Annotated in this window: 18 protein-coding genes; 11 read left to right on the top strand and 7 right to left on the bottom strand. The window is 71.0% G+C overall.

Annotated features, from left to right (window positions below):
* Positions 1-360: 360 nt before the first annotated feature.
* From AB0I66_RS01965 to AB0I66_RS01950, 4 genes are all read left to right on the top strand, one after another.
* The gene (locus tag AB0I66_RS01965; protein WP_363205718.1) at positions 361-2,190 is read left to right on the top strand and encodes a thiamine pyrophosphate-requiring protein; all 1,830 of its coding nucleotides are present in this window, start codon (positions 361-363) and stop codon (positions 2,188-2,190) included.
* Entirely contained in the window at positions 2,190-3,980 is a 1,791-nt protein-coding gene (locus tag AB0I66_RS01960; protein ID WP_363205717.1) for a glycoside hydrolase family 15 protein, read from the top strand. Before AB0I66_RS01965 ends, AB0I66_RS01960 begins: the two co-directional genes overlap by 1 nt.
* The gene (locus tag AB0I66_RS01955) at positions 3,977-4,981 is read left to right on the top strand and encodes an SDR family oxidoreductase (protein ID WP_363205716.1); all 1,005 of its coding nucleotides are present in this window, start codon (positions 3,977-3,979) and stop codon (positions 4,979-4,981) included. Before AB0I66_RS01960 ends, AB0I66_RS01955 begins: the two co-directional genes overlap by 4 nt.
* A gap of 114 nt (positions 4,982-5,095) precedes the next feature.
* On the top strand, positions 5,096-5,548 hold the full coding sequence (locus AB0I66_RS01950; protein ID WP_363205715.1) for an SRPBCC family protein: 453 nt from the start codon (positions 5,096-5,098) through the stop codon (positions 5,546-5,548).
* A 92-nt stretch (positions 5,549-5,640) separates the two neighbouring features.
* Here AB0I66_RS01950 and AB0I66_RS01945 read toward each other — a convergent pair whose 3' ends face one another.
* The 4 genes from AB0I66_RS01945 to AB0I66_RS01930 all read right to left on the bottom strand — a co-directional run bounded on the left by AB0I66_RS01945 (position 5,641) and on the right by AB0I66_RS01930 (position 8,392).
* The gene (locus tag AB0I66_RS01945; protein ID WP_363205714.1) at positions 5,641-6,417 is read right to left on the bottom strand and encodes a metallophosphoesterase; all 777 of its coding nucleotides are present in this window, start codon (positions 6,415-6,417) and stop codon (positions 5,641-5,643) included.
* The gene (locus tag AB0I66_RS01940) at positions 6,414-6,668 is read right to left on the bottom strand and encodes a hypothetical protein (RefSeq protein WP_363205713.1); all 255 of its coding nucleotides are present in this window, start codon (positions 6,666-6,668) and stop codon (positions 6,414-6,416) included. The genes AB0I66_RS01945 and AB0I66_RS01940 overlap by 4 nt, the downstream gene beginning before the upstream one ends.
* Positions 6,665-7,426, bottom strand: coding sequence for a nucleotidyltransferase family protein (locus AB0I66_RS01935; RefSeq protein ID WP_363205712.1), 762 nt, complete (start codon positions 7,424-7,426; stop codon positions 6,665-6,667). Before AB0I66_RS01935 ends, AB0I66_RS01940 begins: the two co-directional genes overlap by 4 nt.
* Before the next feature lie 156 nt (positions 7,427-7,582).
* Positions 7,583-8,392 carry an SDR family oxidoreductase gene (locus tag AB0I66_RS01930; RefSeq protein ID WP_363205711.1) on the bottom strand — a complete coding sequence of 270 codons (810 nt, stop codon included), beginning with the start codon at positions 8,390-8,392 and terminating at the stop codon, positions 7,583-7,585.
* 208 nt (positions 8,393-8,600) lie between these two features.
* On the opposite strand from AB0I66_RS01930, the gene AB0I66_RS01925 reads away from it, so the two are divergent.
* Positions 8,601-8,864, top strand: a complete 264-nt coding sequence (locus AB0I66_RS01925; protein WP_363205710.1) for a DUF6480 family protein — start codon at positions 8,601-8,603, stop codon at positions 8,862-8,864.
* Positions 8,865-8,945: 81 nt separating this feature from the next.
* Entirely contained in the window at positions 8,946-9,971 is a 1,026-nt protein-coding gene (locus AB0I66_RS01920) for a DNA topoisomerase IB (RefSeq protein ID WP_363205709.1), read from the top strand.
* Between the two features lie 47 nt (positions 9,972-10,018).
* Here the strand turns inward: AB0I66_RS01920 and AB0I66_RS01915 are convergent, their stop codons facing one another.
* Entirely contained in the window at positions 10,019-10,207 is a 189-nt protein-coding gene (locus AB0I66_RS01915) for a hypothetical protein (protein WP_363205708.1), read from the bottom strand.
* A gap of 114 nt (positions 10,208-10,321) precedes the next feature.
* Complete coding sequence (locus AB0I66_RS01910; protein WP_363205707.1) at positions 10,322-10,780, bottom strand: hypothetical protein; 459 nt, start codon at positions 10,778-10,780, stop codon at positions 10,322-10,324.
* A gap of 244 nt (positions 10,781-11,024) precedes the next feature.
* Between AB0I66_RS01910 and AB0I66_RS01905 the strand changes: the two genes are divergently transcribed.
* The gene (locus AB0I66_RS01905) at positions 11,025-12,101 is read left to right on the top strand and encodes an iron-containing redox enzyme family protein (protein ID WP_363205706.1); all 1,077 of its coding nucleotides are present in this window, start codon (positions 11,025-11,027) and stop codon (positions 12,099-12,101) included.
* Positions 12,102-12,278: 177 nt separating this feature from the next.
* On the opposite strand, the gene AB0I66_RS01900 is transcribed toward AB0I66_RS01905, so the two are convergent.
* Complete coding sequence (locus tag AB0I66_RS01900; protein ID WP_363205705.1) at positions 12,279-12,827, bottom strand: DUF1062 domain-containing protein; 549 nt, start codon at positions 12,825-12,827, stop codon at positions 12,279-12,281.
* A gap of 273 nt (positions 12,828-13,100) precedes the next feature.
* Between AB0I66_RS01900 and gvpO the strand changes: the two genes are divergently transcribed.
* From gvpO to AB0I66_RS01880, 4 genes are read left to right on the top strand one after another with little or no spacing between them, the layout of a single operon-like run.
* Complete coding sequence (gene gvpO / locus AB0I66_RS01895) at positions 13,101-13,427, top strand: gas vesicle protein GvpO (protein WP_363205704.1); 327 nt, start codon at positions 13,101-13,103, stop codon at positions 13,425-13,427.
* A gap of 39 nt (positions 13,428-13,466) precedes the next feature.
* The gene (gvpJ, locus tag AB0I66_RS01890; RefSeq protein ID WP_363205703.1) at positions 13,467-13,973 is read left to right on the top strand and encodes a gas vesicle protein GvpJ; all 507 of its coding nucleotides are present in this window, start codon (positions 13,467-13,469) and stop codon (positions 13,971-13,973) included.
* Between the two features lie 2 nt (positions 13,974-13,975).
* Positions 13,976-14,731: a GvpL/GvpF family gas vesicle protein gene (locus AB0I66_RS01885; RefSeq protein ID WP_363205702.1), complete on the top strand. Its 756-nt coding sequence runs from the start codon at positions 13,976-13,978 to the stop codon at positions 14,729-14,731.
* Position 14,732: 1 nt separating this feature from the next.
* Complete coding sequence (locus tag AB0I66_RS01880) at positions 14,733-14,975, top strand: gas vesicle protein GvpG (RefSeq protein ID WP_363205701.1); 243 nt, start codon at positions 14,733-14,735, stop codon at positions 14,973-14,975.
* The last annotated feature ends 19 nt before the right edge of the window (positions 14,976-14,994 follow it).

The raw sequence follows: 14,994 nt of genomic DNA, 5'->3' as shown, positions 1-14,994 counted from the left end.
GCAAATTCCGGGATGCGCGCTGCCGCTGGAATTCCAAGGCCCAGAACGCGGCTGTGCGTCTACTACCGCCCTTAGCGTGTGATGTGGCCCCTATGGGCGGGCTCACAAGCAAGGCGCGAGTATGCCCGGTCGTTCCTCTTCTATTCCTGCTGGGGGCCCCTGAATTTGTTCTGGGAGCGTCCGCCGCGCCCTTTCGCAGTCGAATGCCGGGCCCCGGCCGCTGCCACTCGTGGCGATTGACAGGGCCGATCGGGGCAGCGGCCCGAAATCCGACACGTGAACCCGGTGACTTCGGGTACCGGGCTCTTGCGTCCGGTTCGTCCCGGTCCGCACCCCGCATCTGCGAAAGGAAGCAACGCCATGGCGACCAAGGTCTCCGACCATGTTCTGCAGCGCCTGCGCGAGTGGGACGTCGACCACGTCTTCTCCTACGCCGGCGACGGGATCAACGGCCTCCTCGCCGCGTGGGGCCGCGCGGACAACGACCCGAAGTTCGTGCAGGCACGCCACGAGGAGATGGCCGCGTTCCAAGCGGTGGGCTACGCGAAGTTCTCCGGGAAGGTCGGCGTCTGCGCCGCCACCTCGGGCCCCGGAGCCATCCACCTGCTGAACGGCCTGTACGACGCGAAGCTGGACCACGTGCCCGTGGTCGCCATCGTGGGGCAGACCAACCGGAGCGCGATGGGCGGCTCCTACCAGCAGGAGGTCGACCTGCTGAGCCTCTACAAGGACGTCGCGTCCGACTTCTGCGAGATGGTGACGGTCCCCGAGCAGCTGCCCAACGTGATCGACCGCGCCATGCGCACGGCGTACGCCAAGCGGACGGTCACCGCGGTGATCATCCCGGCGGACGTCCAGGAACTGGAGTACACGCCCCCGACGCACGCCTTCAAGATGGTCCCCTCCAGCCTCGGGCTGAGCAGCTACGCCCCGACCCCTGCCGCGGAAGACGTCGAGCGGGCCGCCGAGGTGCTCAATGCCGGGGAGAAGGTCGCCGTCCTGGTCGGCCAGGGCGCCCGCGGCGCCCGCGCCGAGGTCGAACGGCTCGCGGACCTGCTGGGCGCCGGAGTGGCCAAGGCGCTGCTCGGCAAAGACGCCTTCCCCGACGATCTGCCCTATGTGACCGGCTCCATCGGCCTCCTGGGCACGCGGCCCTCGTACGAGATGATGCAGGACTGCGACACCCTCCTCGTGATCGGCTCCAGCTTCCCGTACAGCCAGTTCCTGCCGGAGTTCGACCAGGCCCGCGCCGTGCAGATCGACATCGACCCCTTCATGATCGGTCTGCGGTATCCGTTCGAGGTCAACCTCGTCGGAGACGCGCGCGCGACCCTCGACGCCCTCATCCCGCGCCTGAAGCGCAAGAAGCACGGCGCCTGGCGCAAGAAGATCGAGAAGGACACCGCCCGGTGGTGGGAGGTCATGCAGCGGCGCGCCGCGGTGGAGGCCGACCCGGTCAACCCCGAGTACGTCGTGCACGCCCTGGACGCCCTGCTGCCGAACGACGTGATGCTCGCCGCCGACTCCGGCTCGGCCGCGAACTGGTACGCACGCCATCTGCGCATGCGCGGCGAGATGCGCGGCTCGCTGTCCGGCACGCTCGCCACGATGGGCCCCGGCGTGCCGTACGTCATCGGCGCCAAGTTCGCCCATCCCGACCGGCCCGCGATCGCGATCGTCGGGGACGGTGCGATGCAGATGAACGGCCTGGCCGAACTCATCACCGTCGCCAAGTACTGGCAGGAGTGGGAGGACCCGCGGCTGATCGTCGCCATCCTGAACAACCAGGACCTCAACCAGGTCACCTGGGAGATGCGCGCCATGTCCGGCGCTCCGCAGTTCCTGCCCTCGCAGGCCCTGCCCGACGTCCCGTACGCCGACTTCGCCCGCACGATCGGCCTCGACGGCGTACGCGTGGAGAAGCCGGGAGACGTGGAGGCGGCCTGGCACCGGGCCCTGGGAGCCGACCGGCCGTTCGTCATCGACTTCCGCACCGACCCCGCCGTCCCCCCGATCCCTCCGCACGCCACCCTCGACCAGATCGAGGCGGCGGCCCTGTCGATCCTCAAGGGCGACAGCGACCGGACCGCCGTGGTCCGCCAGGGGTTCAAGGCCAAGGTGCAGGAGATGCTGCCCGGCCGCCGCAAGGAGTCCGACCCCCGCGGCGAGCAGGGGCCGCGGGGCGAGTGATGACCCGCCCGCACCCGTCGCACGACGACCTGCCCCCGCCGCACGTACTGCGCGAATACGCGCTGCTCGCCGACGGTGAACGCGGCGCGCTGGTCGGTCCCGAGGGCGACATCGTCTGGATGTGCGCACCGCGCTGGGACTCCGCAGCGGTGTTCTCCGCCCTCATCGGCGGCGCGGGCCACTACACCGTCGCCCCACGCGACCGCTTCGTCTGGGGCGGCTACTACGAGGACGGCACCCTGATCTGGCGCAGCCGCTGGGTGACCACCACCGGCGTCATCGAGTGCCGTGAGGCGCTCGCCTTCCCCGGCGACCCGCGATGCGCCGTCCTGCTGCGCAGGATCACCGCGGTCGAGGGCGAGGCGCGCGTCACCGTACGCCTCGATCCGCACGCCGACTTCGGCGAAAGCCCGCCGCGGCACGTGCGCCGCGCGGACTCGGGCGTGTGGACCGGACACGGCGGCGGGCTGCGCTGGCGCTGGACGGGCGGCGGCGCGGCCCGCCCGGTGCACGCCGGTCTGCGCACGACGGGTCTTCAGGCCGACCTCGTGCTGCCGCCCGGCGGCCATCACGACCTGGTCCTCGAACTCTCCGACACGGAACTCGGCCACCCCGTCGACGCGGACCGGGCGTGGAACGCCACCGAGGACGCCTGGCAGCGTGCGGTGCCCACGCTGCCCGCCTCGCTGGCACCCGAGGACGCCCGGCACTCCCTCGTCGTGCTGCGCGGGCTCACCAGCTCGACGGGCGGCATGGTCGGGGCGGCCACGACCAGCCTCCCCGAACGGGCCGGGGCGGGCCGCAACTACGACTACCGGTACGTGTGGATCCGCGACCAGTGCTACGCCGGGCAGGCCGCCGCCGTCGCGGGCGACCATGGCCTGACCGACGACGCCGTGCGGTTCGTCTCCGCGCGCCTGCTCGCCGACGGGCCCCGCATGGCGCCCGCCTACACCGTCACCGGCGATCCCGTCCCGGACCAGAAGTGCCTGGAGCTCCCCGGCTATCCGGGCGGCCATGACCTCACCGGCAACTGGGTCAACCAGCAGTTCCAGCTCGACGCGTTCGGCGAGGCGCTGCTGCTGTTCGCCGCCGCGGCCCGGGCGGGCAGGCTCGACGGCGACGGCCGGCGCGCGGCGGACATCGCCGCCGACACCATCGTCCGGCGCCGCGCTGAACCGGACGCGGGAATCTGGGAGCTGAACGACCGCGTCTGGACCCACAGCCGCCTCATCTGCGCCGCGGGGCTGCGCTCCATGGCCCCGTACGCGGCACCGGCCCGCGCCGCCCGGTGGGCCTCGCTCGCCGACACACTGCTCGCCGAGACATCCGCGACCGGCACACACCCCACCGGACGCTGGCAGCGCGCCACCGACGACCCAGGGCTTGACGGGGCGCTGCTCATCCCGCCGATCCGCGGTGCGCTGCCCGCCGACGACCCGAGAACGGTGCGGACGCTCGACGCCTACCGCACGCAACTGACCCGCGACTACTACGCCTACCGCTTCCGCCACGACGAACGACCCCTCGAAGAAGCCGAGGGCGCCTTCCTGCTGTGCGGCTACGTCATGGCGCTCGCCGAACACCAGCAGGGAAACCAGGCGGAGGCCCTGCGCTGGTTCGAGCGCAACCGGGCCGCCTGCGGGCCGCCCGGCCTCTTCACGGAGGAGTACGACATCAGCCAGCGACAGCTCCGCGGCAACGTTCCGCAGGCCTTCGTGCACGCCCTGATGCTCGAATCCTCCATCCGCCTGGCCACAGCACCCGGATCGGAAGGAAAGCCGTCATGACGAAGACCGTTGTCATCACCGGAGCGAGCGCGGGGATCGGCCGGGCCACCGCCCGCGCGTTCGGGGCACGCGGCGACGACGTCGTCCTGATCGCGCGGGGCCGGGCCGGACTCGACGCGGCGGCCCGCGAGGTGGAGGAGGCGGGCGGGCGCGCGCTCGTCGTCCCCACGGACGTCGCCGACCACCGGGCGGTCGAGGCGGCGGCCGACGCCGCCCTGCAGGCCTTCGGCCGCATCGACGTCTGGGTCAACGCCGGGTTCACCTCGGTCTTCGCGCCCTTCACCGACATCACGGCGGAGGAGTACGAACGCGTGACGCAGGTGACCTACCTGGGATTCGTCAACGGCACCCGGGCCGCGCTGGCCCATATGACGCCCGGTGACACCGGCACCATCGTGCAGGTCGGATCGGCGCTCGGCGCACGATCCATCCCCCTGCAGTCCGCGTACTGCGGGGCCAAGCACGCGATCAACGGCTTCACTTCATCCGTGCGCACCGAACTCATGCACCAGGGCAGCGGCGTCCGGATCACCGTGGTGCAGATGCCCGCCGTCAACACCCCCCAGTTCTCCTGGGTCCTCTCCCGGCTGCCCCGCCGACCGCAGCCGGTGCCGCCGATCTACCAGCCGGAAGTCGCCGCGGCCGCCGTCGTGCAGGCCGCCGATCACCCCGGCCGCAAGCAGTACTTCGTGGGGGCCAGTACGGCGGCGACCCTCGTCGCCAACAAGTTCGCGCCGGGACTGCTCGACCGCTACCTCGCCCGCACCGGTTACGACGCCCAGCAGACCGACGAGGCCGAAGAGCCGGACCGCGGGTACAACCTGTGGCACCCGGTCGACGACGAGACCGACCACGGGGCGCACGGATCCTTCGACCAAAAATCCCGCCGACGCGACCCACAACTCTGGGCCTCCCGGCACCCGGCGCTCGCCGCCGTCGCGGCGGCAGGCGCCGCATGCGGAGCGGTGGCCCTCGGCGCGCGGCGCCGGGCAAAACGGTGAGAGAGGCGGGTGTGACGGTGGACGACTCGGGCACCCGGGTGGGGAGCAAGTGCCGCACCGCCCGGCCCCGGTGTTGAAGGGGGGCCGGGCGAGCAACGAGGAAAGGTGTCATCTGTGTCGCGAGTCGAAGAGTCCATCGCGGTCAATGTGCCGGTCCGCACGGCGTACAACCAGTGGACCCAGTTCGAGACGTTCCCCCAGTTCATGGAAGGCGTGCAGCGGATCGAGCAGCGCACCGACGAACTCACCCACTGGGTGACGAAGATCGACGGTGTGGAGCGGGAGTTCGACGCCACGATCACCGAGCAGATCCCGGACGAGCGCGTGGCGTGGACCACGGTGAAGGGCCAGGCCAAGCAGGCCGGCGTCGTCACCTTTCACCGCCTGGACGACACCCGCACCAAGGTCATGCTGCAGATGGACTACGCCCCCGAGGGCCTGGCCGAGACGGTCGGCGACAAGCTCGGCTTCATCAAGCGGCAGGTCGCCGGTGACCTGGGACGGTTCAAGCAGTTCATCGAGAAGCGCGGTGGCCAGGAGACCGGCGCCTGGCGAGGCGCGGTCTGACCCCGCATCAGTCCTGACTGAGGCCCGGACCACTTGGTCCGGGCCTCAGCCGTCGTTGCGGTGCCGTGTCGGATGCGGTGCTGAGGACTCGCTCAGCGGGACCGCTCGGACGAAGCCGCGGCCGCCGCGGTCTGTGCCGAACTTCCGTGTCCCGGCAGGTGATACACGTTGAACGCCTTGCGGATGACCGGCTGCGCGACGTTGCGGACCGGTACGCCACCACTGGTCATGCCGTGTTCGGTGCCCGCGTGCGCGTGGCCGTGGACGGCCAGGTCCGCGCCCGCCTCGTCGACCGCCTCGGCCAGGAGATAACTGCCCAGGAACGGGAAGATCTCCAGGGGTTCGCCCGCCAAGGTGTCCGACACGGGTGAGAAGTGCATGAGCGCGACCCGAGCATCGCAGTCCTGCTCCGCCAGTTCGCGCAGCGAGGTCCGCAGTCCGTCGGCACAGCGGCGGGTGTAGCGGATGAACTCCTTCATCAGGGGCTCACCGAACTCGCTGCCGCTGCGGCCGATGAAGCCGCCACCAAAGCCCTTGGTGCCCGCCACGCCGACGCGTTTGCCGTCCACCTCGACGACCGTGCCCTGCCCCTCGAGCACCTGGACGCCCGCGTCGCGCAGGATGGCGGTGACCTCCTCGGGCCGCTCGTCGTGATGGTCGTGATTGCCGAGCACCGCGACGACCGGCACCGGCAGACCGGCGACCTCGCGGGCCACGACGCGGGCCTCCTCCGGCGTGCCGTGACGGGTGAGGTCCCCCGCGAGGAGCAGCAGGTCCGCGCATTCGGGGAGGGTCTCGAAGGCGGGCCGGAGAACGCCCTGGCTGTCGAGGCCCATATGGATGTCCCCCACGGCTGCGACGCGGATCATGCGAGCTCCTCGGGGTGGTCGGGGGCCGACGCTTCGGCCACCACGATGTCGAAGTGGACCGTCAGACCGTCCAGCTCCTCGTGCACGGTGCGCCGCAGTTCGTCGCGGCAGTGCGTCGTGGGCACGGTCCCGGCGACCATCACGGACGGTCCACGGGTCTCGATGCGGATGCCCAGTTCTCCCAGCTCCTCGGCGGCGAGCCGCTCCTTGAGGTGGGCGATGCGATAGTCGGCATGCGCCTGGTCGTTCATCGGTCTCCTCCTTGCGGTGCGATTCCGTCCGGTGCCTTTGCGTGCGGTGCCTTTGCGTGCGGTGCCTCCGCGTGCGGTGCGATGACCTGGAGGCGCTCCAGCAGATACAGGAAGGCCGCCGGCATCGGCGCGTCCCGGCAATCACGGCGTACCGCCTCCCAGTCGATCTTTTCCCGCAGTAGCCGCGCGATCGGCAGAACGGCACCGAAGTCGCAGTGATGCTCCGAGAAGGCGGCGAGCAGGGCCCGCATCAGGTCCGTGGGCGCGAGGACCGGCATCTGCACGGAGTCCACCGGCAGCTCCGAGGCCCGTCCGAGTAGCTCGGCGTTCACCGGCTGGTGGGCCAGCTCGAAGATCAGGTCGATGTCCTGCCCCAGGCACTTGGCCTTGAGCAGCCAGTCCTCCGGCGGGGCGTACACCGTGAGACCGGCGTCGGTCAGGGTCGCCGCGACCGCGTCGGCGTCCTCCGGCCTGATGCAGAAGTCGGCGTCGTGCTGAAGGTTCCCGGTCCCGCCGTGCGCGTGTACGGCGACGCTGCCGGCGAGGGCGAAGTCGTGGCCACCCCTCTTGAGCACGGCGCCGACCTGTTTGGCCGCCTCGAGGATGGCCTGGTTGAGGTCTGGGGGAAGTTCCTCGGCGGGGGAGTCGTGATGTGTTCTCACCCCGATGGGCTCTCCCGCCGACGACGGCTCGGTGACCGGCCGCTGCCGGTCGTCGGCAAGGGGGCCTGGGGTGGCGTCTTCCGCGTTCCGCGTCACCTGCTGCTCCGTTTCCGGACACCGGCTGCTGCACTGATCGCGCAGGTCGGCAGTCTCCGACGATCTCCGATCCAGGCACATCCGATACCCGGTCCGCCGATTTCTATCCGGCCGTCCGCTTCGCCCTCTCCGCTCGCTCCGCCCTCTGCCGGCACCTCAGGGTCGCCGCCACTCGTCGCCGCGGAGGTGGGAACCGGCCTGGGGGCCCATCCGCACCATGCCGCCGTCGGCGACCCAGGACGCGCCGGTCACGTACGAGGAGTCGGGTCCCGCGAGGAACGCGATGACGGCGGCTATCTCACGGGCGTCGCCGGGGCGGCCGAGCGGGATGCCGGGGCGCTCCACGTCGTGCACGTCCGTGTTCTCCTGCCCGGTCATCGGGGTGGCGATCTCGCCCGGGGCGACGGAGTTGACGGTGATGCCGTGCTCGGCGAGTTCCAGGGCCATCACCTGGGTCAGCAGCCCGAGTCCGCCCTTGGCGGCACAGTAGGGAGCCGCGCCCACGCGGGGCTGATGCTCGTGCACCGAGGTCACGTTGATGATCCGGCCCGCGTCGCCCTGCCGGATCATGCGACGTGCGGCGAGCTGGCCGCACAGGAACGGGCCGACGAGGTCGACGTCCAGGACGCGTACGACGTCTTCGTGCCGCAGGTCCAGGAAGGGGGCGCGGGTGCCGGTGCCGGCGTTGTTGACCAGGACGTCGATCCGGCCGAGCCGCTCGGCGAGCTCGTCGACCACCTGCGCGGCATCCGGCAGCCGGGACAGGTCCATCTGGGCGACAGCCGCGCGCCGGCCGTGCCCGCGTACTTCGTCGGCCGTCTTCTCGGCGCCTTCCTGATCGCTGTGCCAGGTGATGCCGACGTCCATCCCGGCCTCGGCGAGCCGGACCGCCGTCGCCCGGCCGATGCCGGAGTCCGCGCCGGTGACGACGGCCGCCCTGGTGGTGGCAGCGGTGCGCTCGGTCATGCAACCTCCTCGTGTGCCGGGTCCCGGCCGGTCGACGGACCGCGGGGGCGTCGGCTCGGGCCGTCGGACGGATCACCGGGCACCCTGCGTCCAGGTTCGGTCATGCACGCTTCCGGGTCTCCTCGAGAACGCGGGGCAACCATCGCGCGGCCTCGTGTCGGTGGCCGTGGAGAGGTGAGGGTCCGGACGGCGTGGGAACTTGGATCACATGACTCCTCCCCACCAGTCGGACCCGGACCCCCGCACCCCGGACCCGAACCCCGACCCCGCCAAGGCCACCGGCCTTGAACCCGGCGGCAGCGTCCCGCCGGGGGAGACCCCGCCCGCCGAGAGCAGCATGTCGGGGGCAGGGCCCGAAGAGACGCACAACCCCTCCAAGGGCTGGTCCAAGGGCCCGCTGACCCTGATCATCGGCCTCGTCGTGCTGATCGCGGCGTCCTTCCTGGTCTACGCGCTGGTTCTGCTGCTGTGAACAGGGGCCGGTGGGTGTGGGCACTGAGCCAAACGCTCCAATCCAGGGTCTGATGCCGCGCTTTGGGGGCACTCCTGGGTCATGCGCGAGAAGCGGCGGCTGAGGACGAGCCAGGTCGACGGGCCCGGGATCTCCCGCGTCCGTTCGGGACGCGGGTTTCGCTACAAGGACGCTTCGGGGCGCCCCGTCACCGACCCCGAGGAGAAGGAGCGCCTGCGGCGGCTCGTCATCCCGCCGGCCTGGCAGGACGTGTGGATCTGCCCCTGGCCCAACGGGCACCTGCAGGCCGTCGGCACCGATGCCGCGGGCAGACGCCAGTACTTGTACCACCCGCGGTTCCGCGAGCGTCAGGAGACGGCGAAGCACGACCACGTGCTGGAGGTCGCCCGCGCGCTTCCCGAGGTGCGCGCGCAGGTGACGGAGGACCTCGACCGTCGCGGTCTCTGCCGCGAAAGGGTCCTCGCCTGCGCCGTCCGCCTGCTCGACCTCGGCTTCTTCCGCATCGGCAACGAGTCCTACCGGCGCGACAACGGCACGTACGGACTGACCACCCTGCTCAAGGAGCACGCCTCCTGCCGGAGCGGGGAGGTCTGCCTCACGTATCCGGCGAAGTACTCCAAGACGCAGACGCGCGCGCTCGTCGACCCGCCCGCCTGCACGGTGCTGCGCGCCCTGATGCGCCGAAACGGCGGGGGCCAACGGCTGTTCTCCTACTGGCAGGGCGGGAGCTGGCACGAGCTGAACGCCCCCGAACTCAACGACTATCTGCGCGACAGCGCGGGCAAGGACATCACCGCGAAGGACTTCCGCACCTGGCACGCGACCGTCCTCGCCGCGGTCGCCCTCGCCGTGTCCGCGCGGGTCGCCGACGAGTCCCGTACGGCACGCAAGAGCGCCGTCACCCGTGCTGTCCGCGAGGTCAGCGCGTACCTGGGCAACACACCCGCGGTGTGCCGCGCCTCGTACATCAACCCGCGCGTCATCGAGCTCTTCGACGAAGGCCGCACGATCGCCGGCGCGTTGGAGCAGCTGGGCGATGGCGCCGAATTCGGCCACCCCGCGACCCAGGGGGCCATCGAGGAGGCGGTACTGCGGCTGCTGAAGTGAAGTGAAGTGAAGTGAAGTGACGTGGCTGGTGCTGGTGCTGGTGCAGGTCAGGAGTCGGGATGCGCGGCGTCCTTGAGTTTCCAGCCGTGGCCGGTGCAGCCCGCCGGCGGCGGCGGGAAGCGATGGCCGTGTACGTCGGTGCTGTAGCCGTGATGCTGCTGGCAGTCGCACTCGTAGATCCCCGAATCGGGGACGATCTCACCAGGGCTGTAGACCTGCTTCTCGCTGTTGCTCATAGGTCCGGTGTAAGGCAGCGCCCACCCTCCTCGCGACCCGGCTACGCCGGATGGGGCCCGCGCTGATGACAGAGCGTCACCGTGCAGCGTGAGAGAGCGGTACGGGAACCGGCATCAGATCTCCCTTGGGCGCCGTCGTGTCTGGGAAGCGATCATCTCCTGCTCCACCGCGAGCTGCTGACGCTCGTCGCACGCCGCCGCGCGATGCAGCGCGGCGGCACTGCGCTCCAGCCGTTGCCGACTGGCGTCCAACAGCCCATGTGCACGGCCGATTTCCTCGTACGCACGCTGCCGCAGACCGGCGGCGAACTCGCCCACCGCACGGGCCCGCTCGTCGAGCTGGCTCTCCCATACCGCGAGCTCGGCCTCGCGCTTGTCCGCGGCGGCCTCACGGACGTCCGCGGCGGCCTCACGCTCGTCGGCGAGCAGCTCTCGTTCGTCCGCAATGCGCTCGCGCTCCTCGGCAAGCCGTTCGCGCTCACGGATGACGTCTGTGTATCCCATGACATCGGCTGCGCCCTGGAGCGTGCCGCCGTCCGAGCCGTGCTCGTCACTCGCCCGATAAGCCCTCACGCAGCCAGTGTGGCCCCCGCCCGGCATAAACGGGCCATGGCCGCCGGGCTTGGAGTGGATGTCACAGGGTTTCGGCGGGCGAACGCCTGCCTGCCCAGGTGTGGACCGCGATCACTTGGGCACCCAGCCCGGGCGCACGGGGACCAGTCATCAGTCACCGCCGCCGGATGAGGCCGGGGACGGCCGACGAAACAGACGCCACGACGGAGGAGCACCCATCGCCCACGGAGGAGCACCCATCGCCATGAGCCCGCGTACCGAGTCCCGCCGGGTCAGTCCCGGGCTCCCGGCTCCCCGCGGCGAACTGTCCGACGACGTACTCGCCGCCCTGCAGCGCAACGAGCCCGTATGCCTCCCGCCGGACCGGGCACGGCATGCCGACCCCTACGGGGAGGATCTCCAGCTCGCGCTCTACGTCCTCTACGAACTGCACTACCAGGGGTTCAGGGGCGTCGGCGACGACCGGGAGTGGGACCCCGGCCTGCTGACCCTGCGGCAGGTACTCGAACAGCGGTTCCTCGCCGCGCTGCGTGCCGACGTGCCGCCGCACCACGACCCGGAACAGGCACTGGACGCCCTGCAACTGGAGCCGACGGGGCACGACCCTTCGAGCGTCAGTCATCATCTGCAACGTGACGGTGAGCTGTGGCAGCTCAGGGAGTACGCGGCGGTGCGCTCGCTGTACCACCTCAAGGAGGCCGACCCGCACGCCTGGGTGATCCCCAGACTGCACGGCAGGGCCAAGGCCGCGATGGTGGCCATCGAGTACGACGAGTTCGGGGCCGGGCGCGCCGAGGACATCCACGCGCGGCTCTTCGCCGACCTCATGGAGGACCTCTCGCTGGAGACGGCCTACGGCCACTACCTCGACGAGGCTCCGGCGGAGGCACTCGCCACGGTCAACCTGATGTCCCTGTTCGGACTGCACCGAGCTCATCGTGGCGCGCTGGTCGGGCATTTCGCCGCGGTCGAGGTGACGTCGCCGCCCGGTTCACGCCGGCTGGCCGCCGCGCTGCGCCGGACCGGTGCGGGACCCGCGGCGCAGCGCTTCTACGACGAGCACGTGGAAGCCGACGCGGTGCACGAGCAGGTGGTGCGCCGTGAGGTCGTCGGCGGCCTCCTGGCCGCCGAACCCGCCCTCGCGTCCGACGTCGCCTTCGGCCTGCACGCGACGGGCTTCCTCGAGGACCGCCTCGCCGACCGCCTCCTGGACGCCTGGCGTCGGGGGGCCAGCGTGCTGCGCCCTGCGGCGACCTTCACGGTGAGCATCCCGGCGATGCGCGCCGCACCGCCGGAGCACGCCGGTCGGGCAAGGGGCTAAAGCCATCAGACCCTGGCCGGCACTGGGCCGGGAGGCCTCGGCGCTTGGACGCCGCCGACACGCAGCGGCTTCTGCACGACCTTCAGACGGTGGCGGGTCCGCTGAAGACCCGGGTGAGTTGACGGGCGCGGGGGCCTGACCGGCGGGATCGCGGGTCAGGCCCCCGGCCTGAAGGGCTCAGCGCTTGAGCATGAAGGTGAAGTCGCCGGAGAGCCTGCCGCTCAGCCGGACGGCCGAGACGACCTTCCCCTCGGCGATCAGTCTGCCGACCTCGGCCCGCGAAAGGCCGCAGCCCTCAGCGATCAGCCGCACCGGCCGCACAGGTATGCGCGCCGCGAAGCGGACCGACACGTCGACCACCTCGCGGTCCAGATGATCCGGACCGCCGGTGTCGAGGCGCCAGGCGTCGTCCCAGTCGAGGGCGATGCGATTGCGGCGCCGCACGCCCGGGTCCTGGAGCAGCTCGGCCGCCAGACCACGGTCGTTGCCGTGCATCCGGTCAAGCAGCTCAGGTCGTACGGAGCGCACCCGCACCCGCTCCAGAACCGTGAGCTTCGCCGTGTCCCCACAGGTGCCGCAGAGCACGAGGAGCCAGGCGTCGAGGACCTTGTGGTGCGCGTTGACGCGAAATTTGCCGTCGGTACGGAAACGGTCGGATCCGCACGCGTGACAGCGGCGCAGCACGGTCGGCAGGCAGGTGGGCATGACCACCCAGTCGTTGAGCACAGAAGTACACCGGTTTCAGTGAGAAGTCCGCAGCAAAAAGGAGCGCGGCGCACAGGTGCGACGCGCGACGATTCAGCGCTCGGGAGGACTCACACGGTGTACAACGGCACGTCCTTTCCTGGACGACTCGGTTCGGGAGCACCGTAAGCGCGCACAGCGGCGCCTCACCACTGAATTTCCGGCGCCCTCGCAGAGGCCGCCCCACGGCTGCGGCGGCACCTGATCGGACTATCAGCCCGTGCCGTCGAGCACCGGGCGTTCAAGAGTGGTCGCATGACCGAGCGCTCACGACGCACCCAGGCCGCCCCCCACCGGTCGGCGAAGCGCGCCGACGAGCACGGCGTCCCGGACCTGCGGGAACTGGTCGGCGAGGCATGCCGGACGCTGACCGAACTCATCGGTCACCGCGCTGAAGGCGTGTCGGCCGTCTGCCCGACCGAGAGCGATGGCTGGCGGGTCAGCGTGGATGTGCTGGAGGTGGCTCGCATTCCCGACACCACCAGTCTCCTGGCCACCTACGAGGTGGATCTGGACGCGCACGGACGCCTGACGCAGTACCGCAGAGTCCGCCGCTACCGACGCGGCTGGGCGGACAGCTGAGGCGCACCTTCTGCGCCGTCGAGAGGAGCAGGCCCTTTCATGACCACCACCTACAGCGAGGACGTCGTCCCCTGTGCGCCCCGTGCGGGCACGCTCTACGACGTCCTGGAGCTCATACTCGACCGCGGCATGGTCATCGACGTCTTCGTGCGGGTCTCACTGGTCGGCATCGAGATCCTGAAGATCGACGCGAGAATCGTCATCGCGTCCGTCGACACCTACCTCCGCTTCGCCGAGGCCTGCAATCGCCTCGACCTCGAACACGATTCCCGCAGCAAGACCGTCCCGGAGCTCTTCGGCGGCGGCGCGGCCACGGCCGTGGGCAAGGCCGGTGCCAGGAAGGCCGCCCGGTCCGTCGGCGACAAGGTCAAGGACACCCTGGGCCTGGACTCCGGCTCCGACGACGACGATGACGACGACGAGGAGCGCGAGGCGAGCCGCCCGCGCCGCAACGCGCCCTCGCGCTCGTCCTCCCGTTCCCGCTCCACATCCCGCGCCGGTCAGCGCCCCCGCGCACGGCGCCGTGACGAAGACGAAGAGGACTGACCGTGCCGACACCCCCCGGCCCGCCCGGCCTGTACGTGTACGCCATCACCGCCCCCGAGCACGCCGCACACGCACGGAGCTGCCGTGCCGTCGGCGACGAGAACGCCGTCGTGTCGGTGCTGGGTCAGGACGGCCTCGCCGCCGTCGTGAGCCGCGTGGCGGGGCGCCCGCGCGCACGGCGGCGTGACCTCAGCGCCCATCAGGACGTGCTCGCCGAACTCGCCCGGCAAGGTCCCGTCCTGCCCATGCGCTTCGGGGTGATCGCCCCCGACGAGGAGACCGTCCTTGCCGGTCTCGACTCCGCACGTGAGGCCCATCTCGCCGCGCTGACACGGCTGGAGGGCAAGGCCGAGTGGAACCTCAAGGGCGCGTCCGTGCCCGAGGCGCTGCCCGACGTGCTGCGCGAGGACGCCGGCCTGCGCGCGCTGCGCGAGACGACACGGCGGAGTCCGGGGTACGAGGCGAACGTCCGCCTGGGCGAAGCCGTCGCCGGAGCGCTGCAACGCCGGGCGGAACAGGCCGCCGCCGACGTGCTGGCCGAACTGCGCCCGCTGGCAGCGGAGACACGTGAGGGACGTGAGAGCGCCGGAGGGGCCATGAACGTCTCCTTCTTGGTGCCGCGGAGCGCCGAGACCGCCTTCCGCAAGGCGGTTGATCTGCTCGCCACCCGCTGCCGGGGGCGGATCACGCTGACGCTCACGGGCCCCTTGCCCTGCTACAGCTTCGTGAGCGCCGAAGCCGTACCCGCGGGCGCGTGACATGGGACTGATCAGCGGCATCCTGCTGCTCCCGCTGGCACCGATCCGCGGTGTGGGCTGGGTCGCGGACCGGCTGATCGAGGCGGCGGAAACCGAGCTGTACTCACCGGACGCGGTCAGAGCCCGGCTCGCCGCCCTCAACGAAGCCCTGGACCAGGGCGAGATCGATCTCGACCAGTTCGAACGCGAAGAAGAGCACCTGCTCGACCTGTTGGAACGTCGTCCTTACCGCCCGGCCTCCTGACGTTGTGCGCGGCGGCGTC

Origin of the sequence: Streptomyces sp. NPDC050439, from assembly GCF_040655335.1 — a bacterium.
GTDB lineage: Bacteria > Actinomycetota > Actinomycetes > Streptomycetales > Streptomycetaceae > Streptomyces.
This window is presented reverse-complemented; position numbering and strand designations above follow the sequence as displayed.